The organism is Bradyrhizobium sp. A11 (genome assembly GCF_042077125.1).
GTDB classification, from domain to species: Bacteria; Pseudomonadota; Alphaproteobacteria; order Rhizobiales; family Xanthobacteraceae; genus Bradyrhizobium; species Bradyrhizobium japonicum_B.
In genome coordinates this window covers 3,150,116-3,172,958 of record NZ_CP149509.1, presented here as the reverse complement: position 1 = coordinate 3,172,958, position 22,843 = coordinate 3,150,116, and the positions used below count along the sequence as shown (strand labels likewise).

General features: G+C 64.6%; 20 protein-coding genes and 1 riboswitch. Of the genes, 4 read left to right on the top strand and 16 right to left on the bottom strand.

Features of this window, described 5'->3' with window-relative positions; translation table 11 throughout:
• Positions 1-1,062 precede the first annotated feature (1,062 nt).
• The 5 genes from WI560_RS14605 to WI560_RS14585 form a co-directional block, all read right to left on the bottom strand.
• Positions 1,063-3,300, bottom strand: coding sequence for a TonB-dependent receptor (locus WI560_RS14605; protein WP_375308541.1), 2,238 nt, complete (start codon positions 3,298-3,300; stop codon positions 1,063-1,065).
• 113 nt (positions 3,301-3,413) lie between these two features.
• A riboswitch (cobalamin riboswitch) is annotated at positions 3,414-3,628 on the bottom strand.
• 39 nt (positions 3,629-3,667) lie between these two features.
• A complete protein-coding gene (locus WI560_RS14600) occupies positions 3,668-3,931 on the bottom strand; it encodes a hypothetical protein (RefSeq protein ID WP_375308540.1) in 264 nt (87 codons plus the stop codon).
• Positions 3,932-4,029: 98 nt separating this feature from the next.
• Positions 4,030-4,239, bottom strand: a complete 210-nt coding sequence (locus tag WI560_RS14595; RefSeq protein WP_375308539.1) for a hypothetical protein — start codon at positions 4,237-4,239, stop codon at positions 4,030-4,032.
• 164 nt (positions 4,240-4,403) lie between these two features.
• Complete coding sequence (locus tag WI560_RS14590; RefSeq protein ID WP_196236021.1) at positions 4,404-4,580, bottom strand: hypothetical protein; 177 nt, start codon at positions 4,578-4,580, stop codon at positions 4,404-4,406.
• Positions 4,581-4,686: 106 nt separating this feature from the next.
• Positions 4,687-6,423 carry an adenylate/guanylate cyclase domain-containing protein gene (locus WI560_RS14585; RefSeq protein WP_375308538.1) on the bottom strand — a complete coding sequence of 579 codons (1,737 nt, stop codon included), beginning with the start codon at positions 6,421-6,423 and terminating at the stop codon, positions 4,687-4,689.
• Positions 6,424-6,739: 316 nt separating this feature from the next.
• Here WI560_RS14585 and WI560_RS14580 point away from each other — a divergent pair, with 316 nt between their 5' ends.
• Positions 6,740-8,935 (top strand): transglycosylase SLT domain-containing protein, encoded by a 2,196-nt coding sequence (locus WI560_RS14580; RefSeq protein ID WP_375308537.1) that lies wholly within the window; start codon positions 6,740-6,742, stop codon positions 8,933-8,935.
• A 432-nt stretch (positions 8,936-9,367) separates the two neighbouring features.
• On the opposite strand, the gene WI560_RS14575 is transcribed toward WI560_RS14580, so the two are convergent.
• Both WI560_RS14575 and WI560_RS14570 read right to left on the bottom strand, forming a co-directional pair.
• Positions 9,368-9,556: a hypothetical protein gene (locus WI560_RS14575; protein WP_375308536.1), complete on the bottom strand. Its 189-nt coding sequence runs from the start codon at positions 9,554-9,556 to the stop codon at positions 9,368-9,370.
• Positions 9,557-9,995: 439 nt separating this feature from the next.
• On the bottom strand, positions 9,996-10,205 hold the full coding sequence (locus WI560_RS14570; protein WP_135166656.1) for a hypothetical protein: 210 nt from the start codon (positions 10,203-10,205) through the stop codon (positions 9,996-9,998).
• 459 nt (positions 10,206-10,664) lie between these two features.
• Here WI560_RS14570 and WI560_RS14565 point away from each other — a divergent pair, with 459 nt between their 5' ends.
• The 3 genes from WI560_RS14565 (at position 10,665) to WI560_RS14555 (ending at position 13,795) form a co-directional block, all read left to right on the top strand.
• Complete coding sequence (locus WI560_RS14565; RefSeq protein ID WP_375308535.1) at positions 10,665-12,647, top strand: PAS domain S-box protein; 1,983 nt, start codon at positions 10,665-10,667, stop codon at positions 12,645-12,647.
• The gene (locus tag WI560_RS14560) at positions 12,644-13,315 is read left to right on the top strand and encodes a response regulator transcription factor (protein WP_375308534.1); all 672 of its coding nucleotides are present in this window, start codon (positions 12,644-12,646) and stop codon (positions 13,313-13,315) included. The genes WI560_RS14565 and WI560_RS14560 overlap by 4 nt, the downstream gene beginning before the upstream one ends.
• 93 nt (positions 13,316-13,408) lie before the next feature.
• Positions 13,409-13,795, top strand: a complete 387-nt coding sequence (locus tag WI560_RS14555) for a response regulator transcription factor (RefSeq protein ID WP_375308533.1) — start codon at positions 13,409-13,411, stop codon at positions 13,793-13,795.
• Between the two features lie 45 nt (positions 13,796-13,840).
• Here the strand turns inward: WI560_RS14555 and WI560_RS14550 are convergent, their stop codons facing one another.
• The 9 genes from WI560_RS14550 to pdhA form a co-directional block, all read right to left on the bottom strand.
• A complete protein-coding gene (locus tag WI560_RS14550) occupies positions 13,841-14,812 on the bottom strand; it encodes a tripartite tricarboxylate transporter substrate binding protein BugD (protein WP_375308532.1) in 972 nt (323 codons plus the stop codon).
• A gap of 82 nt (positions 14,813-14,894) precedes the next feature.
• Positions 14,895-16,136 carry a threonine synthase gene (locus WI560_RS14545; RefSeq protein WP_375308531.1) on the bottom strand — a complete coding sequence of 414 codons (1,242 nt, stop codon included), beginning with the start codon at positions 16,134-16,136 and terminating at the stop codon, positions 14,895-14,897.
• 136 nt (positions 16,137-16,272) lie between these two features.
• The gene (lpdA, locus tag WI560_RS14540) at positions 16,273-17,694 is read right to left on the bottom strand and encodes a dihydrolipoyl dehydrogenase (protein WP_375308530.1); all 1,422 of its coding nucleotides are present in this window, start codon (positions 17,692-17,694) and stop codon (positions 16,273-16,275) included.
• A gap of 17 nt (positions 17,695-17,711) precedes the next feature.
• Positions 17,712-17,945, bottom strand: coding sequence for a hypothetical protein (locus WI560_RS14535; protein ID WP_375308529.1), 234 nt, complete (start codon positions 17,943-17,945; stop codon positions 17,712-17,714).
• 22 nt (positions 17,946-17,967) lie between these two features.
• Positions 17,968-19,332 (bottom strand): pyruvate dehydrogenase complex dihydrolipoamide acetyltransferase, encoded by a 1,365-nt coding sequence (locus tag WI560_RS14530; RefSeq protein WP_375308528.1) that lies wholly within the window; start codon positions 19,330-19,332, stop codon positions 17,968-17,970.
• A 58-nt stretch (positions 19,333-19,390) separates the two neighbouring features.
• Positions 19,391-19,843: a nucleoside deaminase gene (locus WI560_RS14525; protein ID WP_375308527.1), complete on the bottom strand. Its 453-nt coding sequence runs from the start codon at positions 19,841-19,843 to the stop codon at positions 19,391-19,393.
• A 2-nt stretch (positions 19,844-19,845) separates the two neighbouring features.
• Positions 19,846-20,148: a DUF5076 domain-containing protein gene (locus WI560_RS14520; RefSeq protein ID WP_028136212.1), complete on the bottom strand. Its 303-nt coding sequence runs from the start codon at positions 20,146-20,148 to the stop codon at positions 19,846-19,848.
• Positions 20,149-20,151: 3 nt separating this feature from the next.
• The gene (locus tag WI560_RS14515; protein WP_375308526.1) at positions 20,152-21,555 is read right to left on the bottom strand and encodes a pyruvate dehydrogenase complex E1 component subunit beta; all 1,404 of its coding nucleotides are present in this window, start codon (positions 21,553-21,555) and stop codon (positions 20,152-20,154) included.
• 28 nt (positions 21,556-21,583) lie between these two features.
• A complete protein-coding gene (gene pdhA, locus WI560_RS14510; protein ID WP_028136210.1) occupies positions 21,584-22,606 on the bottom strand; it encodes a pyruvate dehydrogenase (acetyl-transferring) E1 component subunit alpha in 1,023 nt (340 codons plus the stop codon).
• Positions 22,607-22,843: the final 237 nt, after the last annotated feature.

Below are 22,843 nucleotides of genomic sequence, written 5' to 3'. Positions count from 1 at the left end.
GTTCGGGTGTGGCCAAAAAGCGGCGGTGATGCGAACCACCGGCGATGACGGTTAAATCCGGAATGAGTGTTGCGTGGACGGCACATTCGTTACCAGGAAGACACGGGTCGGCATACTTGGATACCTCGCAAGGAAGGCGATCCACAACCTCTGATTTCAAAACTCGGGAGGCGCGCCAGCGTGGCGCTGAATGACAGAAACAGACACAAAGTGAGTCGGCCTCTATCGCTCCGCCGTGTCCCGGACAAGCCGCAACGCGCAAGCGTTGCGGCGCAGAGCCGGGACCCAGAGCGACACGGTCCAATGCGGCGACATGAGATCTTCAAGAGGACACGCCTTCGCAGCCTCGCAGCTCAAATTCGCCCGAGCTTTGCTCGCGTCTCCACCCTCAAATCCAAGAGGGCACAGGGAAGGCCGGGTGCTGACAACGCACCCGCGGTCCGCTGCGCAAAATGCACACGCAGAAGAACCGCACAGCAGCATACAGGTGGTGCCGATCACTCGGCCTTCCCTGCGCGGTGGTCGGACGGCTTATGCCGTGCTCTCCCGGGAGCCGAACTTTCCTTCTGGCCTCCCTCGCCCCGCGAATTGGATGATGCAGTCTGCCCGGTTAGGCTCGCTCGCACCTCCGCGGAAGCTTGACCGTAGCAACGACGGCCAGGACCACACGGTTTTGCCGTACACACGGCCCGCCATGTCGCCGCAGTATTCCCAGGCCCAGTCGACGAAGCCGGAAACTTACGAGCGAGACGAAGCCTAGCAGCGCCGTTCGTCTGCACGCGGTTACGGACTCACAGGGACTACCCGCCCTGCCCGCACCTCTCGTGCCGACGCTGCCGCGTCCACCGCAAGCCCGGCTCGCGATCAAGACGACCTCGAGATCGCCCCTCCTGGATGAGCCGGGATGGGCGACACATACGCCATTTCCGAATTTCGGTAAAGTGGAATCTTTTCACGCGGGTGGATTGACAGGGCGCGACACAGGTCACCTGGCCCGCTCCGTCATCCCGTGAGCATGTGAATCCATTCGCCTTCCGCGATTCCTGCGTCTGTGCGTCCAAGTCAGAACGTGGCGCCGGCCTTGAGCAGATAGGTACGGCCGGGCAGCGGATAGGCACTGAAGCGGCCGTCCGTGAAGGTGCTGGCGATGGCGTAGTCGTAGTAGAGCGCATTCAGCAAATTGTTGACGCCGAAGGACCAGAAGTAGCGCTCAACCTGGCCGCTGAGCTTGAGGTCGATCGTGCCGCCGGCCGGGATCGGCTTCTGGGTGCCCGCCTGGTCGTTGTCCATGCGCCGCTCGCTCCAGAAGCGCGCGGTGGCATCGAGCACCAGGTAGTTCTGCCAGATGTTCCAGCTGACACCCGCACTCGCCGTATAGCGCGACACCAGCGGCACGTCGTTGCCGGCCCAGGCGCCTTCGCGGAAGACCGCGCGGGTATAGGTCACGCCGGAGCGCAGCAGCAGGGCGTCGTTGACGCGATAGGACAGACTGGTCTCCGAGCCGTAGCGCCGAGTCGGGTCGAGATTGGTGTTGTAGAACAGGACCGGGTTGAAATGGACCTCGTTGGTGAGGTCCATCAGATAGAGACTGCTCTGCAGCTGCAGACCGCCGCCCTTGATGCGCAGACCGCCCTCGATGTCCTGCGAGGTCTGGGTCTTGAGCTGGAACGTTTGCGGGATCGCGGCGAAAGTCAGGGGATCGAAGGACGGCCCCGAGGACAGGCGCTCGTCGACGTCAGGCGTGCGGAACGCGCGCGCGGCGCGAGCGAACAGCGAGACCACGTCGTTGAGACGATGCTCGGCTCCGAGATGCAGCGCGTATTGGGTCTCGTCGTTCGTCAGCGGCAGCGCACCGATATCGGCGTTGAACGGCGCCGCCGCGTCGAAATTGTCGCGTGCCGCAAGACGGACGTTCTGCATCCGCACGCCGTAGGAGACGTCGGTCGTGGGCAGCACGCCCAATGTGTGCTGGAAATAACCTGCGACCGTCTGCTGCCTCAGGTCGTAATTGTGCCAGGCGGCGAGCCCCTGCCCGGCGCCGCGGTTCTGCTCGAAGCTCGCATCGTAATAATCGATGCCGGTCAGCAGCTGCGACGGCAGGCCGAGCAGCAGGCTCTTCACGCTGAGCCGCGGCGTGATCGACCAATTCGTCAGTTGGGACTCGACATAAGTCGAGGTGAAGAAGGCCGGAACCGGCGTCGGGCTGGAGAAGAACGCACTCTGCTGCTTCTTGTCGCGCACACCGCCGTCGACGATGAGATCGACGCCATTGACCAGGGTCCTGGTAAACCCGGCCGTCGCGCTGAAGCCCTGCTGGTTGGCGGCATTGAACGGCGTGCTGGTGCCTCGGCGGTTGGTCCTGAGCTCGTCGAGGCCGATCGAGGGATCGACGGTGCGGCCGCCCGGCAGCCGCAGTTCCTGATTGTCGCCGGTGACGGTGAGAAACGCGCTCAGGCCTGGCGTGGTGTAGTTGAGATTGCCGACGCCGTTTTGCTGGGAATAGCGATTGTTGTCGCGATAGCCGTCGGTCCTGACGGCATTGCCGTAGAACGAGGTCGACCATGGCCCGGAATTGAGCGCGGTCGAGACGTTGCCGAGTTTGGTGTTGAACGAGCCGAAGCCGGCCTCGATGCGCGCAGTCACGGGCGGTCCGCCGGCGCCGGTCTTGGTGACGATGTTGATCACGCCGCCGACCGCGTTGTCGCCGTAGAGCACCGCGCCGGAATTGCCGCGCGTGATCTCGATGCGCTCGATGGAATTGAGCGGGATGGTGGAGAGGTCCACCTGCGCCATGTCGACGTCGTTGAGCCGCCGGCCGTTGACCAGCACCAGCGTGTTGGCGGTGGCAAAGGCGCCGAAGCCGCGCAGGTCCACGCTGGTCTTGGCGCCGATCTGGCCGCCATAGAACGTCGTGATCTGGGCTCCCGGCACCTGCGTGGCGATGATCTCGGCAAGCGCCTGCGACGGCGAATGCGCGATATCCGCGGCCGTGATCACGGTCGTGGCGGCCCCGACGATACCGCCGCCGCCGGCGACAGCCTCCGAGCCCGAGCCGGATGAGCCGGTGCCATCGCCTGGCGGCGCAACGTTCGCGGTGCGTCGCGGCCGCGTCGCCTCGCCCTCACCGGTCGCCCTCGCCCGCGTGCGGTTCTGATCGGCGGGCTTGCTCACCTCGATCGGCGGCAATTGCTCGGCAAGCCCCTGCTGGGCGAAGGCGGAGGATAGATCGAGCGAATGGAGCGAGACGGACGCGAGCAGGCCGGCGCTGAGGCGCCGGGCGGCAGAAACGAGACGGGACATTGTTGTAACCTCGGTATGACGTCAGTGGCACGTCACAGCGAACGAGGTTTCACGGCAGAGCGGCGGACTGCTCCGATGAAGCCAATGTCTGTACTCCCCGACCGACATCTTCGCGTGTGACCACGGCTGACGGCAGGTCTCCTGGCTCGCGGGTCGTGACCTTGCGTCGCCTTCCCAGGACCGAGATTCCCAGTGGCACAGGACGAAAGATTCACCGCTTACAGTTGCGGGGGCAGCCGTGGCGTTGGCATAGATCCCGGCATTGGGACATCCCGCACCACATTCCCTTTTGATCTCCGTGAGGAGAACCGTCGCCGGCCATTTACGTGTCGCCCCGGCAGCGTGTCAATCGACCGTTGGGCGGCGCTCAGGTCCGTCCGCGCGGACGTTGCGCCTGGGCCCAGGCGGCCGTGACATCGCGTGGCGGAACATCGACGCGCTTGACCGGGGTCAGTTCGCCGGAGGCCGAGACGATCGCGGTTTCCTCGCGGCGGCAGCGCGTGCAGACGAACCCGACCTCATGCGGAGACGCCGACCAGCTCGACCGCTTCACATTGGCGGCCATCGGCCAGGCCTCGCAATGCGAGCACGACACCAGAAATCGACCGGGATCGAGCATACCCATTTCCATCGGACTCCACGTCCTGCCGCCTCTTCAATGATTAACCCAAGTGAATCGTTCCGGTGCCCAAGCACCGCCGGTTGCGCGAGGCAGCTCCGGGGCAGCCGTCAGCGCGCGCCCTTGAGGGTGCAGGAGGTCGAGCAGGTGACGGTCGTGCCGCGATCGCATGCCTTGCAGGCGTTGACGCACTGGTTCATGTCGCGGGGATTGTAGCTGTAGTTCCGCAAGGGACAGGGCGGCGTCGAGCCGGTGATGTCCTGCTCCTGATCGCAGGCCGCCGTCATGAGCGCGATGATGATCACGGCAACGAGGCGCATGGGATGCCCCTGTCAGGCATGGCAAACAGGCATGGCAAATCACGTTCACGGGATACGCTGCATTGCAACGAACCCCGGCCTTCCCACCACGGGCATCACCTATCAGCGACGCCCGCATGCCATCAGGATGCGCGCCAAACCTTAAGAACGGATTGCAGCCGGCCTCAGGCCGCAGCCTCGGTCGCGATCGCCTGCCGCATGTCGACCGCCAACTGACGGTATTGCTCCGAAAGCTTCAGATAGAACTCGCGCTTGCTGCCATCGGTGGCGAGCTTGGCGATCAGCTCGCATTCGGCGGTGAGCGTCTCAAACCGTTCCAGCCTGTCCTGAAGTTCTGGCATCGGCGTGTCCCCATCAAACGCCTCAAGGACATTCAACCTAAGCCCGGGAAATAGGTCACGGCGAACATCGTTATCGAGCAGAAGCAATTTTTCCGGTGCGGGCAGCCTATTTGCTGTCGAGCCGCCAGGCACCGTCCCATGCCTCGTCGGGCGGGCTCGCCTCGAGCTGCGCGATGCGGCCGAGCATCGTGCGCGAGGGCCCGTCACCGGGAACGGCTTCGAGGGCCGCGTTGAATGCAGCGCGCGCCGCATCGAAGCGCCTGATACGATAGGCGGCAAGCGCCTCGGCATAGTGCGTGCGCAGGCTGGCTTGCGCATCGGTGAGCGCGCCCGCCCTCGCCATCACCTCGAAGATCGGCTGCGGCGCGCTCTGGCCGGCGACCGCCAGGCGATCGATCTCGCGCAGCTCGAGCCGCGATCCGATCGCCTCTGCGGTGGCCTGCGAGATTAGGATGCGGGTGCCGTAGACCTTGTTGACCGCTTCCAGCCGCGAGGCCAGGTTCACGGCATCGCCCATCACGGTGAAGCTCATCATCAGCTCGGAGCCGATGCTGCCGGTCAGCACCTCGCCGGTGGCGATGCCGATCCGCAAATCGCACGGCGCGGGCATGGCGCGGATGCCGAGCAGGTCGGGCAGCTGCCGCTGGAGCGCGGGCACCTGATCGGCCATCTCGATCGCCGCAATGCCGGCCAGGAGGGCCTGCTCGTCGTCCTCGATGAAGGGCGGCCCCCAATAGGACATGATGGCATCGCCGATATACTTGTCGATGATGCCGCGATTGTTCCTGACGGGTGCGGACATCACCGTGAAATAGTGGTTCATCACCTTGACGAGGCCGCGCGGCGTCATCCCCTCGCTCATCGAGGTGAAGCCGCTCATGTCGCAGAACATGATGGTCATGACCCGGCGCTCGCCGTCGATCGCGACCTCCGGCCGGTCGATCAGCCCCTGCACCACCTTGGGATCGATGTAGCGGCCAAAGGTCTCGCGGATGCGCTCGTTGTGCCGGAGCTGCTCGGTCATGCGGTTGAAGGCCGCGGCGAGCTCGCCGATCTCGTCCTGGGTGGAGACGGTGATGGTCTTGTCGAAGCGGCCTGCCTCGACCTCGCGGGTGCCGGCGAGCAGCAGCCGCACCGGGCGGGTGATGCCGCTGGACACCATCAGCGCAAAGACGAAGCCGACGACAGCCGCGAGCAGCGTCACCAGGCCCGAGACGACGATCGCCTGATGCTGGCGGCCGATCACCTGCGACGTCGAGAAGAAGACCTGCGTCAGCATGTCGGCGCGGATCGCATCGACCTTGCGGTTGAACTGGTCGCGCACCACGTCGATGTGCTCCAGCGTGCCGCGGGCCTCCGTCATCTGCCTGGCATCGACCTGCTTGAGCAGCTTCGCATGGTCCTCGTTCAGGTCGCGGCGCAGCTCGGTGACGGCGGTCTCGATGCGGATATCGATCCGTCCCAGCGCGGCATTGTCGGAATAGGTCCTGGGGTCGTCGATGATCGCGTTGATGAGCTTGCGTGCGGCCTCGGCGCCCTCCTCGATCTTGCGGTCGGATTCCTCGAAATCGCGAAGCCGCGCCGCATAGGCCTGCTCGTCCGATGGCGCCTCCATCTTGGTCATGACCATCCGCCGCAGCGCCAGCGCGCGCTCCAGCGAGTGGATGTTGGCGCGGGCCAGATGGCTGTAGGCCGGGATGTAGCGATTGGTCAGCTCGTCCAGCAGGATGCCGACCTGGCTCGACATCACCATCGACAGGATCGAGGTGACCAGCATCAGGACGATCAGTCCGAGGGCGATGCCGACGATCTTGTGCCGGATCGACTGGTTGAAAATCGGCATAGGTGCGGGCAAAGGCCAAAAGGATGGAAGGAGGGAACTCCATACACCCATCCGGCTACGGGAACACGCGCAATCTGGTTCCTTCCGGCGCCTTGAACCGCCCTCACCGTCGCGCAGGCCCGGATCGTTAACAAAGATTAAAGGGGCCAGCGCCTCAGTTCCCGGAGTTCCCGCAGCACATCCGTATTTCGCCGCATTGTTGCGACAGCGTGAGGAATGCAAGACGATGCCGTGGCATCGTATCCGGTATCTTGATTCTCAAGGCGCATGTCGTCGCGGACCTTGGTTTGTGGTGGTTTCGCAGGGGGACCATGGAATGAACCAGTGCCTACGCTCGCTCGCGTGTGTCGTTGCCGTGGCCGCATTGGCTCTCGTTCCCACCGGGCTGGCGGCAAAAAGCAGTCACAGATCGTCCACGCCGAAGAAGACGCATGAGGCGAAAGCCGGCAAGCAGCGTCACGCCGCGGCGAAGTCCTCGGCGAAGTCGCGCCACGGCAAGCATGCCGAAGCCAAGCGCAAGTCGAAGACCATCGACAAGCCTTCCAGCAAACCGGCGTTGCCGCCGCTGACCGGCGACCTCGCCGCGCTGAAGGACGTGATCGACCTCACGCGCAAGGGCAAGGGCGAGGATGCCAGCGCGGCGCGCGAGCGCATTGCCGATCCCGCCGGGCAGAAGCTCGCGGACTGGTTCATGCTGCGCCATTCCGAGAGCACGGCGAATTTCAAGCGCTACGCCGCGTTCCTCGCGGCCAATCCGGACTGGCCGAGCCGCACGCTGCTGCGCCGCCGTGCCGAGGCGCGGCTGTGGCAGGAGAAGAGCGACGCGGCCACCGTGCACAAATTCACCATGGACAGGCCGATCAGCGCCAAGGGCAAGTTCGCGCTCGCCCGCGTGCTGCGCGCTGAAGGCGATACCGACCGGGCCGCGCATCTGGTGCGCGAGGCCTGGCGCACGGACGAATTGTCCGAGCGCAGCGAGCAGGATTCCTACGACGCGTTCGGAGATCTCCTCACCGCGGACGATCATCGCGCCCGCATGGACAAGCGGCTCGGTGCCAAGGACTACGCGGCTGCGCGGCGCGCCGCGAAACGGCTCGGCGAGGACGCGCTCGCGATCGTCAAGGCCTGCGCAGCCGTAACCGGCAAGGCCAGCAAGGCCAAGGATTATCTCGAGGACGTGCCGGGCGAAGCGCGGCGCGATCTCGGCTATGTGCTATGCCGCGCCCAATGGCATCTCCAGAACGATCGCATCGACGATGCCGCCGAGGTGATCCTGGCCGCCGCGCCCGAGACCATGGCGGCGCAGGACACCGATGCCTGGTGGCGCGAGCGGCGCATGCTTGCACGCAAGCTGCTCGACCAGGGCAAGTTCAAAACCGCCTATGACGTGGTGCGCACGGCCGCGGTGCCGGACAAGGAAGTCTATCGCGTCGACTATCATTTCATGTGCGGCTGGATCGCGTTGCGCTTTCTCGATGATCCCAGGACGGCGATGGTGCACTTCGTCACGGTCGACGAGGGCTCGGCCAATCCGATCGCGCTGTCGCGCGCCCATTACTGGCGCGGCCGCGCCGCCGAGGCGATGGGTGCCGTGGCCGATGCGCGCATGAGCTATCGGGCGGCCTCGCGCTATCCGACCGCCTATTACGGCCAGCTGGCGCGCGCCAAGCTCGGCCTCGACCGCGTCGAGCTGCGAGCGCCCGCGCATGTCCTGGCCGCCGCCGATACGCCGCCCGCGGACGAGCGCGTGCGCGCCGCCGACATGCTCTACGGCATCGGCGAGCGCGACCTGGTGTTCTATTACGCCGAGGACTTTGCCAAGGAGAGCACCGACGTCGCCGCGCTCGAAGCGCTGGGCGAGCTCGCCCGGCGTCGCAACGATGCCCGCGTGATGCTGGAGGTCGGCAAGACGGCGCTGGCGCGCGGGCTCGCGCTCGACCATTACGCCTTTCCCACCATCGGTATCCCCGAGCACAAGCAGGTCGCGCCCGCGATCGATACCAGCGTGATCTATTCGGTGGCGCGCACCGAGAGCTCGTTCGAGCAGCGCGACAAGTCGCATGCCAACGCGGTCGGGCTGATGCAGGTGACGCCGGTAGCGGGACGCGACACCGCAAAGCGCTTCGGCCTGACTTACGATTGGGACAGGATGGTCTCCGATCCCGTCTACAACACGCAGATGGGCGCCGCCGAGCTCAGCGCGCTGTTCTCGGAATATCGCGGCAACCAGATCATGACCTTCGCCGGCTACAATGCCGGCCGCGGCCGCGTTCGCGACTGGGTGCAGGCGCGTGGCGACCCCCGGGATCCCAAGGTCGACCCGGTCGACTGGGTCGAGCGCATCCCGCTGTCGGAGACGCGCAACTACGTCCAGCGCGTGATCGAGAACGTGCTGGTCTATCGCGCGCGGTTCGAGGATAGCAGCATGGTCGCCGGCAAGAGCGACGAACGCGTCGTGACGCACGAGGCCGGAGCAACGGCACCCGTAGCGGCCGCAGCGCCCGCTCCCTAGTCGACGCCGCCGGGGCTGGACACGGGCGCCTGCAAGGTTGCGTCGCTGCGGCTTCCACGCGAGTGCAGTCGCGCAGCTAGATCTCTCCTCCTTCCGTTGCGATCCGATCGCGACCGTCCAAGTGGGCGCCGGTCGAGGCTCTTGCGAAGGTCCAGATAAATATCGTGCAGCTCCAGCACGAGACGGCAGTCATGACCGCCAACATCTCGATGATGTTGCCGGCGACGACCTCGAGGCTCGCCGTGGCCGGCTCTGTCAGCCACCCCGACCAATACATCGACCTCCTCACGAGTTCGCCTCGCCGGTAGCAATCGTGGTCACAGTAACGGAGCTTTGTCTGCACATGCCGGACATAGCCGGACCGGATCGACCGCGAGCAGGTGCTGCAGGTGGCCGGGCACGACGGCGGCTCGTGATTGACCACCACGAATTTCATGAAGCCGCCCTCACGTCATTTGTCGCGAGCGCCTGGCAGAACAGCGCGTAGCACTGATAGTCGCAGTAAGGCAGACGGGTAGCGATCTCGCGGAGATAGCTGCCGCCGATCGGCTCGCAGCACTGCATGCACCAGGTCTGCCGGAACGGGGTACGTTCGTTTACGAGCACGAACGCGAATCTCATGTGGCACCTCCCAAGGCGAAGCAGTAAACGCTGTCCAACGGAGACAGTGCGGGTGGTGGAGCGCAAAGATGGTTTCGGCCGTCCGGATTATCCCTGTTTCGCTCCACCTTTTGGGGTGGGACCAGAATGTATCTCCCGTCCTCCCGGCGCCGTGCATAGATCAGGCCGTCGATGTATTTGATATCGGTCGGATAGCAGTCAGCGCTGTTGCAGCAACTGACGCTCGGATTGTCCGGCATGTGCCAGGTCGAATAGAATTGTTCGTGCAGCGCCTGGTCCTGGGGTGGGTGCTGGCGATGGACGGCACCCTGTCCAATCTCCTGTGCTTGGACCGCAGTGGAGCCGAGGAGAATCATCGAGCACAAGAGCTTGCATGAGCGCTTCAACGCACGGGCTCCCGAGTCAGTCCTTCGGAACGAGGTCAGTTCTCCAATTCGCCTCAGGCAACCTGAGCCCGGAACAACCACCGGCGGTCGCGTTCGCGGCGGGTGCGGAAGCGATCGACACACTTCTTGGAACAGAGCGCGGTGCGCCAGGAATAGTAGCGGATCAGACCGAATTTGCCGCCGCACACGGCACAGCCATTGACCGAAGAGCAACGTTCGGACTCGGATAGGCGACGCTCAGGAAGTTGCGACGTATCGCACATTGTTCTCTCCCTCTCTTGCTTGCGCCAGTCGTTCCCTCGACTTCATGCGGGCCGTGAATTGCAGCGACGCGGCTGTCGAGAAATGAAGGTGCCCGTTCTTGGGTGTCGACACTCCCGATGGTCACGAGACTAGGTCCCCGGTACGATGCGCTCAATTGTACGGAGGTAAATGTGCAGCATGACTTGGAATGGAGCAGCTATACCTAGGTTTGCCCGGTAGTTGCGGGGACCAACGGCTTATTCCCGTTCAACGAGACGACGCACGATGCGCGCCTTGCACGGGCACCGCGAAAAAAATCGGCCTGGAACGGCTTGCTTGGCGCGTCGGAGTGCATCCTCCCGCGCGCAGTCGTTCAAAGGCGAAACGCCCCTCCCTGCCCCCCACTTTGGCCGGAATTGCTCCTCTCGCGGCAACGTGCTCTACTCGTGTGCACGCAGAGAGCGCCGGGAGCGTCTGCGATGAAGTCGGGCCGGGCAGCAACGTTCGGAAAGTCAGCCGCGCAATTCCTCATCGGCTGCGTCAGGCAGGTTGTCGCTGCCAGGCCTCGCACCGAGCCTGACGCTGGTCTGCTCGAGGCGGTCAAGCCGTGGCAGCAGGTCTTCGAACACAACCCGGTCATGTACTTCATGGTCGATCGGGCCGGAACCGTGATCAACGTGAACAGTTTCGGCGCGGCACAGCTGGGCTATACGGCCGCGGAATTGATCGGCCGATCGGTGATGGATGTCTTCTTCGAGGAAGATCGCGACTTCGTCCGATCGTGTGTCGCGCTATGCCTTAAGACCATTGATCAGTCACACACCTGGGAAATCCGGAAGGTTCGCAAGGACGGCTCGGTGCTATGGGTGCGTGAGAACGCCAAGGCCATGTTGCGGGCCGATGGCGAGCCGCTCGTGCTGGTGGCCTGCGAGAACATCACCGAGCGAAAGGAAGCGGAGAATGCACTGCGACAGAGCGAGGCTTACCTCGCGCAGGCGCAGGAATTGAGCCACACCGGGAGTTTCGGCTGGAGCGCCGCAACCGGCGAGATCACCTGGTCCAAGGAAACCTATCGCATCTTCCAATTCGAGGAGGGAACCAAGCCAAAGATCCCGCGCATGCTCGAGCGCATCCATCCCGAGGACCGGCCTGCGGTGCTCCAGACCACGGGTCGGGCGGCACGCGAGTGCAAGGATTACGATCACGAGTACCGACTGGTGATGGGCGACGGCTCGATCAAGTACGTCCGCGCGGTGGCCCGGGCGGCGCGGGATGCCAGCGGTCAGGTCGAATTCGTCGGGTCGGTGTCCGATATCACGGCGACCAAAGAGGCCGAGCGCAGGCTGCGTGACAGCGAGCAGCGCTTTCGCGATTATGCCGAAACCGCCTCCGACTGGTTCTGGGAGACGGGACCCGACCATCGCGTGACCCAGATATCGGAACACTCCGATACCATCACCGCGCCTGCGGGATTGATCGGACTGACGCGGTGGGACATTGCTCCGGACGCCGCTCTCGAGCCCGAGAAGTGGCAAGAACATCGCGCGGCGCTCGACGCTCACGTTCCATTCCGCGACCTCGTGTATCGCAGCAAGGATCGCAACGGCCAGCCGATCTATGTCCGGACCAGCGGCAAGCCGCTCTTCGGCGCCGACGGCACTTTTCTCGGATATCGTGGCGTCTGCACCGACGTGACCGCCGCCATCCGTGCCGATCAGGCGGAAGCGGCGCTGCGCAAGGCTCAAGCCGAACTCGCCCACGTGACGCGCGTTACGACACTGGGCGAACTGACCGCTTCGATTGCGCACGAGATCAACCAGCCGCTCGCCGCAGTGATAGCCAATGCTGACGCGTGCCTCGGCTGGCTGCAGCGCAGTCCGCCCGATCTCAAGGCGGCGCGCCGCTCCGTGGAGTGGATCATCGAGGACGGCACGCGTGCCAGCGACGTGATCCGCCGGGTTCGGGCGCTCGCCAAGCGGACCGAGGTCGAGATGGCTCCGCTCGACGTCAACGGCGTCGTGCGGGAGGCGGTCGCGCTCGTTCAGCGCGAGATGGCCAGTCACGCAGTGTCGATTCGAATGGAGCTGTCGTCGGCGCTGCCCAAGATCGTTGGCGATCGCATCCAATTGCAGCAGGTTCTGATCAACCTGATCATGAACGGGATCGAGGCCATGGAAGGCGTCAATGATCGCCCGCGCGAGCTGGCGATCCGTTCGGCAGCGAGCGGTGACGGCGCGATGCTGCTCAGCGTTTCCGACTGCGGCGTCGGCGTCTGTGAGCAGTCGATAGACCGCCTGTTCACGCCGTTCTTCACCACGAAATCGTCCGGCATGGGCATGGGGCTGTCGATCTGTCGCTCCATCATCGAAGCCCATGGCGGACGGCTTTCCGCCGCACCGAACCAAGGGCGCGGCGCGACCTTTCAGATCACCCTGCCGCTTGATCGAGAGGAAACGTCGTGACCGAGCGCGCGGGGCATTCCCCTCAGCAGGAGGACGGCGATGAGCCAATCGTCTTCGTGGTCGACGATGACGCTTCCATGCGCCGGGCGCTCACCAATCTTTTCGAGTCGGTCGGCCTCAAGGTCGAGGCATTCGGCTCGGCGCCGCAACTCCTTCAGGCGAAGCCGCCGGAAGTCCCCAGCTGCCTGGTGCTCGACATCCGCCTGCCTGGAGTCAGCGGCCTTGATCTCCAGGCCGATCTTGCCAAGGCAAATATCCACACGCCCATCATCTTCATTACCGGTCATGGCGATATTCCCATGACCGTTCGAGCGATGAAGAGCGGCGCGATCGATTTCCTGACGAAGCCGGTGCGCGACCAGGATATTCTGGACGCAGTCCAGGCCGCGATCGAGCGAGATCGCAAACGGCGCGACCTCAACAAGACCGTCTCCACGCTCAGATCACGCTTCGAGTCACTGTCCTCGCGGGAGCGGGACGTCTTGTCGCTGGTGACGTCCGGCCTGATGAACAAGCAGGTCGCCGCCAAACTCGGATTGGCGGAAATCACCGTCAAGATCTATCGCGGCCAGATCATGCGCAAGATGGGCGCGAAGTCGCTGGCAGACCTCGTGAGAATGAGCGAGGCGCTCGGAATCGGGCCGAACAAGTCCGACGTACAAACCTAAGTATGAGTTTCCAACGGTGACTGGCCGGTCCACCCTGGTTTGATGTCGGGCCATAGCGGCGGCGAGCGCAATCCCGGACGAGGAGCGGACGTCTTGTCAGCGGCTTCGGTCATTTCGGTGCTGGACGACGACCCTTACGTTCGGGCTGCGATCAACAATCTCCTGGAGTCGCGCGGGTACGTCGTCCGCACGTTCGCCTCAACCGAGGAGTTCTTGAGGTCGACCGATTCGAATGACACCTCATGCGTGATCGCCGACGTGCAGATGCCGCCGATAGACGGGATTGATCTCTTGACGCAGATGCGCGCGCAGGGTTCGGCTCCGCCGTTTATCTTCATCACAGCTTTCCCGGACGAGAGCGTTCGTGCGCGTGCGCTAAAAGCGGGCGCAACGTGTTTTCTCGCCAAGCCCTTCGCCGCCTCGGATCTGATGCAATGCCTGGACCATGCGCTGGCAGCAGGTCGCGAAAACCTGGAGTGATCGCCCGGCCGTGAGCGCCGGCGCGTGACAACAGCACCGCCCGCTTCAATCCACCTTGATGTTCGCCGCCTTGATGATCGGCCACCATTTTGCGATCTCGGCCTTCTGACGGGTGCCGAGCGCTTCGGGCGCGAGCTGGTCCTTCGGTGTCATCTCCAGTCCCTGGTTCTCCAGCTGCTTCCGCACGGCGGGATCGTTCAGCGCATCGACGGCCGCGGCGTTGAGCTTTGCTACGATCTCCTTCGGCGTGCCCTTCGGAACCCACATGCCCGACCACAGCGTCATATTGAAGCCCTTCAGGCCCGCCTCCTCCACGGTCGGGATCTCCGGCGCCGAGGCCAGGCGCTTGCTGTCGGTGATGCCGTAGGCGCGGATGGTGCCGGCGCGAACCTGACCGATCGAGTTGGAGGCCTGGTCGACCATGATGTCGATCTGGCCGGCGATCAGGTCGTTCAGCGCGGGCGCGGTGCCGCGATACGGCACGTATTGCAGCTTGACGCCGGAGACGCTTTCCAAATAGACGCCGGCGATGTGGCTGCCGGAGCCGGCGCCGGCGGTTCCCGCCGTCGGCGCAGAGCTACGCGATTTCAGCCACTCGATCAGCTCCTTCAGCGACGTCGCGGGCACCGCATTCTTGCTGACGACCATCATCGGATTGCTCGGCAGCAGCACCACCGGCTCGAGGTCGGCGACGAGATCGAATTTGAGCTTGTAGACGGCGCCGTTGGCGACGTGGGTGCCGAGATGGCCGAACGAGATGGTGTAGCCATCCGGCGGCGACTGCACGGCGCGGCCGACGCCGATCGAGCCGCCGGCGCCGGTGACGTTCTCGATCACCACGGGCTGGCCGAGCGGCACCCGCATGCGCTCGGCAAGCACGCGCGCCATTGCATCGGACGGTCCGCCCGCCGCGAATGGCACGATGATGGTGATCGGACGGGTGGGATAGTCATCGGCGCGCGCGGCGCCGACAGCAGCGAGAACAGCAACCAGCGCAGCCCAGACGGCCTTCGTCATTGTCTTCTCCCCAGCGATGTCTTTGTTGTTTTGGCCCTCTGCCCGCGTACGGGAAGAGGGATCGTGCGTAGCCTATCCCGCGCTAGAACTGCGCGTAATCGATCGGCTTGTGGCGGTCGAGCGTGCGGGTGACCGGCGGCAGCGGATATTTCAGGCCGGTGGCGCAGTTGAACAGCATGACGCGGTCCCCCTTCGAGACGCGGCCGTCGGCAAGGCTCTCCTTGTAGGCGGCGTAGGTGGCGGCGCCCTCGGGACAGAGCAGCAGCCCCTCCTCGCGCGCGACCTCGTTCAGCGCCGCCGAGATCTTGTCGTCGTCGACCGCGATGGCAAAGCCCTTGCTCTCGCGCACCGCGCGCAGGATCAGGAAATCGCCGATCGCCTGCGGCACGCGGATGCCGGAGGCGATGGTGTGGGCGTCCTCCCAGCGCGTCGCGTGCTCGGTGCCGGCCTCAAAGGCCCGCACCATCGGCGCGCAACCGGAGGCCTGCACCGCGACCATGCGCGGACGCTTTGAGCCGATGAAGCCGATCTTCTCCAGCTCGTCGAACGCCTTCCACATGCCGATCAGGCCGGTGCCGCCGCCGGTCGGATAGAAGATCACGTCCGGCACGTCCCAGCCGAGCTGCTCGGCGAGCTCGAGGCCCATCGTCTTCTTGCCCTCGATACGGTACGGCTCCTTCAGCGTCGAGGTGTCGAACCAGCCGACCTTGGCCTTGCCTTCGCCAACGATCTTGCCGCAATCATCGATATAGCCGTTGACGCGGTAGACGGTGGCGCCCTGGAGCTCGATCTCGCTGACGTTCACCTCGGGCGTGTCGGCCGGGCAGAAGATCGTGGTCTTGATGCCGCAGCTCGTGGCGTAGGCCGCCAGCGCCGCGCCGGCATTGCCGTTGGTCGGCATCGCCATGTGCTTGATGCCGAGCGCCTTGCCCATCGACACCGCCATGACGAGGCCGCGCGCCTTGAACGAGCCGGTCGGCAGCCGTCCCTCGTCCTTGACGATGATCTCGCCGCCGCCGAGCTTCTTAGCCAATTTGGGCAGCCGGATCAGCGGCGTCGTGACCTCGCCGAGCGAGACGATGTCCTGGCACTTGCGCACCGGCAAGAGCTCGCGGTAGCGCCACATGTCGCCCGGCCGCTGCGCGAGGGCGTCCTTGGTCAGCGCCTTCGTCACGCCTGCAAGATCGTAGCGCACCAGCAGCGGCTTGCCGGCCTTGGAGAGATTATGGACCTGGTCGGCGGCGTAGTGATCGCCCTCCATCGCGCATTCGAGATGGGTGACGAAGGTCGGGCGTTCGATGGTGAGGTTGTCGTTGTCGTGCATGCTGCTTCTTTCTTCTTGCTTGTTCAAACCGCTCTTTCCACGCGCCATTGCGAGGAGCTCTTGCGACGAAGCAATCCAGACTCTTTCCGCGGAGGCGGTCTGGATTGCTTCGCTTCGCTCGCAATGACGGCAGTCGTCATATGTTCAACACCCGTCCATACGCATCGAGCACGGCTTCCTTCATCATCTCCGACAGGGTCGGATGCGGGAACACGGTGTGCATCAGCTCCTCTTCCGTCGTCTCCAAATTCATGGCGACGACGTAACCCTGGATCAGCTCGGTGACCTCCGCGCCCACCATGTGGGCACCGAGCAACTGGCCGGTCTTCTTGTCGAAGATGACCTTGACGAGGCCCTGGTCCTCGCCGAGCGCGATGGCCTTGCCGTTGCCGACGAAGGGGAAGCGGCCGACGCGGATCTCGCGGCCGTTCTCCTTGGCCTTGGCTTCCGTCAAGCCAACGGACGCCACCTGCGGATGGCAATAGGTGCAGCCCGGGATCAGATTCTTGTCCATGGGATGCGGGTTGAGGCCCTTGATCGCCTCGACGCAGATCACGCCCTCATGCTCGGCCTTGTGAGCCAGCATGGGCGGACCCGCGACGTCGCCGATAGCGTAGATGCCAGGAACGTTGGTCTTGCCGTAGCCGTCGACGACGATGATGCCGCGGTCGGTCTTCACCCCGAGCTTTTCGAGGCCGAGATTCTCGATATTGCCGACGACGCCGACCGCCGAGATCACGCGCTCGAACTCGGTCGTGACGGGCTTGCCCTTGCCGTCGTCGATGGTGGCGAGGACGCTGTCGGCCTTCTTCTCGAGCTTGGTCACCTTGGTCGAGGACATGATCTTGATGCCCTGCTTCTCCAGCCGCTTGCGCGCAAGGCCTGCGATCTCGGCATCCTCGACGGGCAGGATCTGCGGCAGCACCTCGACCACGGTGACATCGCTTCCCATGGTGTGGAAGAACGAGGCGAACTCGATTCCGATCGCGCCGGAGCCGACCACCAGCAGCGACTTCGGCATCCGCTCGGGCACCATCGCCTCGAAATAGGTCCAGACCAGCTTCTTGTCGGGCTCGAGCCCCGGCAGCACGCGCGGCCGTGCGCCGGTCGCGACGATGATGTGCTTGGCCTGATAGCTCCCCTCGCCCAGCGCTCCCTTCGGCGCCTCGACGTCGGACTTCTTTACGGTGACCTTGCCGGGCGCGTCGATCGAGGCGGCGCCCCAGATCACGCTGACCTTGTTCTTCTTCATCAGGAAGCCGACACCGTCGTTCAACCGCTTGGAGACGCCGCGCGAGCGCTGCACCACGGCTTTCGGATCGAACGAGATCTTCTCTGCCGACAGGCCATAATCCTTGGCGTGCTGCATGTAGTGATAGATCTCGGCCGAACGCAGCAGCGCCTTGGTCGGGATGCAGCCCCAGTTCAGGCAGATGCCGCCGAGATAGGACTTTTCCACAATCGCCGTCTTGAAGCCGAGCTGCGCGGCGCGGATCGCGGTGACGTAGCCGCCGGGACCGGAGCCGATGATGATGACGTCGAAGGATGTGTCGGCCATGGCGGCTCCCGTTCAACTCAAAAGGCGCCGCGGGCGCGGCGCTTGAAGACAATCAATCTGACCAGCCATTCAATGATCCCGATCAGGACCAGAATGGCCAGCGCGCTCAACACGATCGGTTGAGCGATGTTCCGCGACAGCTGCTCCCCCGAGAAGAAAGCGGACCGAAGAAAATCGAGCCCGATCGGATTGAGCGCGACGACGGCGCCGAGCAGCAGAGATATCCATGGCCAGCGGGTCCGGACATGCAAGCTCGCCCCCTCTGCCGCCGCGTCAGACCATCATCATCACAGGGTTTTCGATCAGCTGCTTGAACGCGCCGATCAGCTCGGCGCCGAGCGCACCGTCGATGGCGCGGTGATCGCAGGACAAGGTCACGCTCATCATGTGCGCGATCTCGATCTTGCCGCCGCGCACGACGGGACGCTCCTCGCTGGTGCCGACCGCCAGGATGGTCGCATGCGGCGGGTTGATGACGGCGGTGAAGTGGCTGATGCCGTACATGCCGAGGTTGGAGACGGCGGTGGTGCCGCCCTGGTATTCCTCGGGCTTCAATTTGCGCGAGCGTGCGCGCGCGGCAAAATCCTTCATCTCGTTGGAGATGGTGGAGAGCGTCTTTGTTTCGGCCTTGCGGATGATCGGCGTGATCAAGCCGCCGGGCATCGCGACGGCAACGCCGACGTCGGAATGATGGTGCTTGACCATGCCGCTTTCGGTCCAGCTCACGTTGCAGTTCGGGATCTTCTGCAGCGCCACCGCCATCGCCTTGATGACGAAGTCGTTGACCGAGATCTTGTAGAGCGGCTTCTTCTCCTTGTCCTTCGGCGCGGCGGCGTTGATCTCCTCGCGGGCAGCGAGCAGCTTGCCGATGTCGCAGTCGATGGTGAGGTAGAAGTGCGGGACGTTCTGGATCGAGGCGGTCAGGCGCTGCGCGATGGTGCGGCGCATTCCGTCATGCGGGACGATCTCGTAGGAGCCCGGCTCGAACAGCGACAGGATCTGCTTGTCCGACATGGTGGGCGCGATCGACGGCGCGCCCGACGGGGTTGCGGCGGGTGCCTTGAGACCCTTGCCCGATTTGGCCTGCTCGACGTCGCGTGCGACCACGCGGCCGTGCGGACCGGTGCCGGTGACCATGCCGACGTCGATGCCGGCTTCCTTGGCGAGGCGCCGCGCCAGCGGAGATGAGAACACGCGGCCGCCATGGCCGTTCGCCTGCGCGGCCGGAGCTGCGGCCTGCGGCGCGGGTGCCGCGGCAGGCGGCGGAGCGGCCTTGGGCGCGGCTGGTGCGGGCGCGGGAGCTGGCGCAGCAGCAGGAGCTTCAGCGGGCTTCTCCGCTTTCGGCGGCGCGGCCGAAGCGCTCGGCTTGGCGCTGCCTGCCGCCTTCACGTCCTCGCCCTCGCCGGCAAGGACCGCGATCACATCGTTGACCGGGACGTCCTGCGTGCCCTCGGGCACCAGGATCTTCGCGATCGTGCCCTCGTCGATGGCCTCGACCTCCATGGTCGCCTTGTCGGTCTCGATCTCGGCGATGACGTCGCCGGACTTGACCTTGTCGCCTTCCTTCTTCAGCCACTTGGCGAGGTTGCCCTTCTCCATCGTCGGCGAGAGAGCGGGCATCAGGATGTTGATGGGCATGCTGACCTCAAGAAGAACTTTGCAAAACGTCGTCTTTCGACAGCGAAGACGACCAGGTTTAGTTGCCGATGTCGCCCTGCCACAGGCGCTCATTGGCAGGGATGGAACGCCAATTCTTCATCATGGTGATGGAGCGGTCGTCGGCAAGGTCGATCCAGGGGATACCGAACTTGTCGAGGATGTCCTTGGAGCCCTCGAAGGTGACGGATTCGCCGATCACCACCAGCTTGACCTTGAACAGCCCGAGCGCACCCGCGCACATCGAGCACGGCGACAGCGTGGTGTACATGACGGTGTCATGGAACGAGATCGCGCCGGCCTCGCGCAAGCAGCTCATCTCGCCGTGCAGGATCGGATTGTTCTCCTGCACGCGGTTGTTGTGGCCGCGGGCGATGATCTTGTTGTCGCGCGTCAGCACCGCGCCGATCGGCAGGCCGCCCTGCGCGATCGAAGCCTCCGCCTCGCGGATCGCCTCGAGCATGAAATCGAAATGAAAGGGCTCGATCGCCATGGTCAGTGTCCCTTGCCGCGCGGCGTCGTCGTGCCGGTGTCGGTGGGACGCTCGATCTCGGCCTGGAACATCTCGAGGATCCGGTTCAGCGCGTCCTCTTCGGTATATTCGCTCTCGCGCGCATAGGCGCGCGCGGCATGGCGGGCGAGATCGACGAGCAGGAGACCCCACATGTCGGGCTCCTCGAAGGCGCGCTGGAACGCCATCGACAGCCCGCCGTCCAGCACGAACACGCGCAGGATCTCGACCGCATCGTCGCGGGCCATGACGTCGGGCGGCAGTGGCTGCTCCTTGGGGCCCGCCATGGTCTACCTGTAGCAGACGGCTTTGGCGGCCTCGACGACCTCGGCCGCCGACGGCAGCGCGAGCTTCTCCAGATTCGCCGCATACGGCATCGGCACGTCCTTGCCCGAGACGCGCGTCACCGGCGCATCCAGATAATCGAAGGCGTTCTCCATGATGCGCGCGGCGATCTCGGCGCCGACGCCGCTCTGGGCCCAGCCCTCTTCCACCGTCACCGCACGCCCGGTCTTCTTCACCGAGTTGATGATGGTCTCGGTGTCCATCGGGCGCAGCGTACGCAGGTCGATCACCTCGGCTTCGATGCCGTCCTTGGCCAGCTCGTCGGCGGCCTTCAGCGCATAGGTCATGCCGTTCGACCAGGCGATGATCGTGACATGGCTGCCGGCGCGCACGATGCGCGCCTTGCCGATGGGGATGATGAAATCATCCAGCTTGGGGACTTCGCCGGTGTGGCCGTAGAGCACCTCGTTCTCGAGGAAGATCACCGGATTGGGATCGCGGATCGCGGCCTTGAGCAGGCCCTTGGCATCGGCGGCCGAATACGGCGCGACGACCTTGAGCCCGGGAACGTGCGAGTACCAGGCCGAGTAATCCTGGCTGTGCTGGGCCGCGACGCGGGCGGCCGCACCGTTGGGGCCGCGGAACACGATCGAGCAGCCCATCTGGCCGCCGGACATGTAGAGCGTCTTGGCGGCGGAGTTGATGATCTGGTCGATCGCCTGCATGGCGAAGTTGAAGGTCATGAACTCGACGATCGGCTTCAGGCCGGCCATCGCGGCACCGACGCCGACGCCGGCAAAGCCGTGCTCGGTGATCGGCGTATCGATCACGCGCTTGGCCCCGAATTCCTGGAGCAGCCCTTGGGTGACTTTGTAGGCGCCCTGATATTCGGCGACCTCCTCGCCCATCACGAACACGTCGGCATCGCGGCGCATCTCTTCGGCCATCGCATCGCGCAAGGCTTCGCGGATGGTCTGCGTGATCATCTCGGTGCCCGCGGGCACTTCCGGATCGGGTTCGGCAACGGCCTGCGGCGCCGGCGCAGCCTTGGGCTGAGGCGCCTTGGGCTGAGGCGCCTCGGACTTGGCGGCGGCGGGCGGTGCGGACTCCGCCGCTTTCTCCTGCTTCGCCGGCGCGGACGCCTTGGCGAGATCGGCCGCGCTCTCGCCGTCGGCGAGAATGGTCGCGATCGGCGTGTTCACCGCGACGTCGGCGGTGCCCTCGGGGATCAGGATCTTGCCGAGCGTGCCCTCGTCGGTCGCCTCGACCTCCATGGTGGCCTTGTCGGTCTCGATCTCGGCGATCACGTCACCCGACTTGATCGCTTCGCCCTCTTTCTTCAGCCATTTGGCGAGGTTGCCCTTCTCCATCGTGGGCGACAACGCGGGCATCAGCACTTGAATTGGCATATCTTCTCCAAGGAAAGCTTGCGCGCGTTCAGCGGTAGACGTCGGTCCAGAGCTCGGCGGCATCCGGCTCGGGATCATGCTGGGCGAAATCGGCGGAGGCGTTGACGATGTCGCGCACCTCGGCGTCGATCGCCTTGAGGTCGGCCTCGCTGACCTTGGCGGCCAACAGGCGGTTGCGCACCTGCTCGATCGGGTCCTGGTCGTGGCGGACCTTCTCGACCTCCTCGCGTGTGCGGTATTTTGCAGGATCGGACATCGAGTGCCCGCGGTAGCGATAGGTCTGCATCTCCAGGATGAAGGGCCCCTTGCCGGCGCGGCACCAGGCCGCCGCCTCCTCGCCCGCGGCCTTGACGGCGCGAACGTCCATGCCGTCGATCTGTTTGCCGGGGATGTTGAAGGACGCGCCGCGCTTGGAGAAATCCTGCTGCGCCGAGGCGCGCGACACCGAGGTGCCCATGGCGTAGCGGTTGTTCTCGATGACGTAGATCACCGGCAGCTTCCAGAGCTCCGCCATGTTGAAGCTCTCGTAGACCTGGCCCTGGTTGGCCGCGCCGTCGCCGAAATAGGTGACGCTGACATTGTCGTTGCCGCGATAATGATTGGCGAAGGCGAGGCCCGTGCCGAGCGAGACCTGGGCGCCGACGATGCCGTGGCCGCCGTAAAAATGCTTCTCCTTGCTGAACATGTGCATGGAGCCGCCCTTGCCCTTGGAATAGCCGCCGCGGCGTCCCGTGAGCTCGGCCATGACGCCGTTGGCGTCCATGCCGGTAGCAAGCATGTGGCCGTGATCGCGATAGCCGGTGATGACCTGATCGCCCTCCTTCAGGGCCATCTGCATGCCGACCACCACGGCCTCCTGGCCGATATAGAGGTGGCAGAAGCCGCCGATCGCGCCCATGCCGTAGAGCTGGCCGGCCTTTTCCTCGAACCTGCGGATCAGGAGCATGTCGCGGAGCGCCTTGAGCTCCTGCTCCCTCGTGAATTCCGGAGGCGAACCGCCGTCGGTCTTGTCCTGTGGAGGGCTTGCGGCGGCTTTCTTGGGTGCGGCCATAGGAATTCCGGGTCAGAGAAAACTTGTGCCCTCTCTAACCCAACTCAAACGCCCTTGGAAAGCACCGCGGCAGCATGCCACGACTTTCATTATGCCGCACTGCAACGTGGTCGAAATATTGGAAAATCTTTGGCGCCGATCGGGCAACAAACCTACGCGTCACGAGGCGGCGCTATAACCAGCTCAAGAACTATGCACCATGCCGATCCCAGTCGTCGAAGTGGACGGCGCCGGACA

Bases quoted from the DNA above. Each gene is read 5' to 3' on its own strand.
- WI560_RS14605 (WP_375308541.1), bottom strand. From the start codon at position 3,300: ATGTCCCGTCTCGTTTCTGCCGCCCGGCGCCTCAGCGCCGGCCTGCTC.
- WI560_RS14600 (WP_375308540.1), bottom strand. From the start codon at position 3,931: ATGGAAATGGGTATGCTCGATCCCGGTCGATTTCTGGTGTCGTGCTCG.
- WI560_RS14595 (WP_375308539.1), bottom strand. From the start codon at position 4,239: ATGCGCCTCGTTGCCGTGATCATCATCGCGCTCATGACGGCGGCCTGC.
- WI560_RS14590 (WP_196236021.1), bottom strand. From the start codon at position 4,580: ATGCCAGAACTTCAGGACAGGCTGGAACGGTTTGAGACGCTCACCGCC.
- WI560_RS14585 (WP_375308538.1), bottom strand. From the start codon at position 6,423: ATGCCGATTTTCAACCAGTCGATCCGGCACAAGATCGTCGGCATCGCC.
- WI560_RS14580 (WP_375308537.1), top strand. From the start codon at position 6,740: ATGAACCAGTGCCTACGCTCGCTCGCGTGTGTCGTTGCCGTGGCCGCA.
- WI560_RS14575 (WP_375308536.1), bottom strand. From the start codon at position 9,556: ATGAGATTCGCGTTCGTGCTCGTAAACGAACGTACCCCGTTCCGGCAG.
- WI560_RS14570 (WP_135166656.1), bottom strand. From the start codon at position 10,205: ATGTGCGATACGTCGCAACTTCCTGAGCGTCGCCTATCCGAGTCCGAA.
- WI560_RS14565 (WP_375308535.1), top strand. From the start codon at position 10,665: ATGAAGTCGGGCCGGGCAGCAACGTTCGGAAAGTCAGCCGCGCAATTC.
- WI560_RS14550 (WP_375308532.1), bottom strand. From the start codon at position 14,812: ATGACGAAGGCCGTCTGGGCTGCGCTGGTTGCTGTTCTCGCTGCTGTC.
- WI560_RS14545 (WP_375308531.1), bottom strand. From the start codon at position 16,136: ATGCACGACAACGACAACCTCACCATCGAACGCCCGACCTTCGTCACC.
- lpdA (WP_375308530.1), bottom strand. From the start codon at position 17,694: ATGGCCGACACATCCTTCGACGTCATCATCATCGGCTCCGGTCCCGGC.
- WI560_RS14530 (WP_375308528.1), bottom strand. From the start codon at position 19,332: ATGCCCATCAACATCCTGATGCCCGCTCTCTCGCCGACGATGGAGAAG.
- WI560_RS14525 (WP_375308527.1), bottom strand. From the start codon at position 19,843: ATGGCGATCGAGCCCTTTCATTTCGATTTCATGCTCGAGGCGATCCGC.
- WI560_RS14520 (WP_028136212.1), bottom strand. From the start codon at position 20,148: ATGGCGGGCCCCAAGGAGCAGCCACTGCCGCCCGACGTCATGGCCCGC.
- WI560_RS14515 (WP_375308526.1), bottom strand. From the start codon at position 21,555: ATGCCAATTCAAGTGCTGATGCCCGCGTTGTCGCCCACGATGGAGAAG.
- pdhA (WP_028136210.1), bottom strand. From the start codon at position 22,606: ATGGCCGCACCCAAGAAAGCCGCCGCAAGCCCTCCACAGGACAAGACC.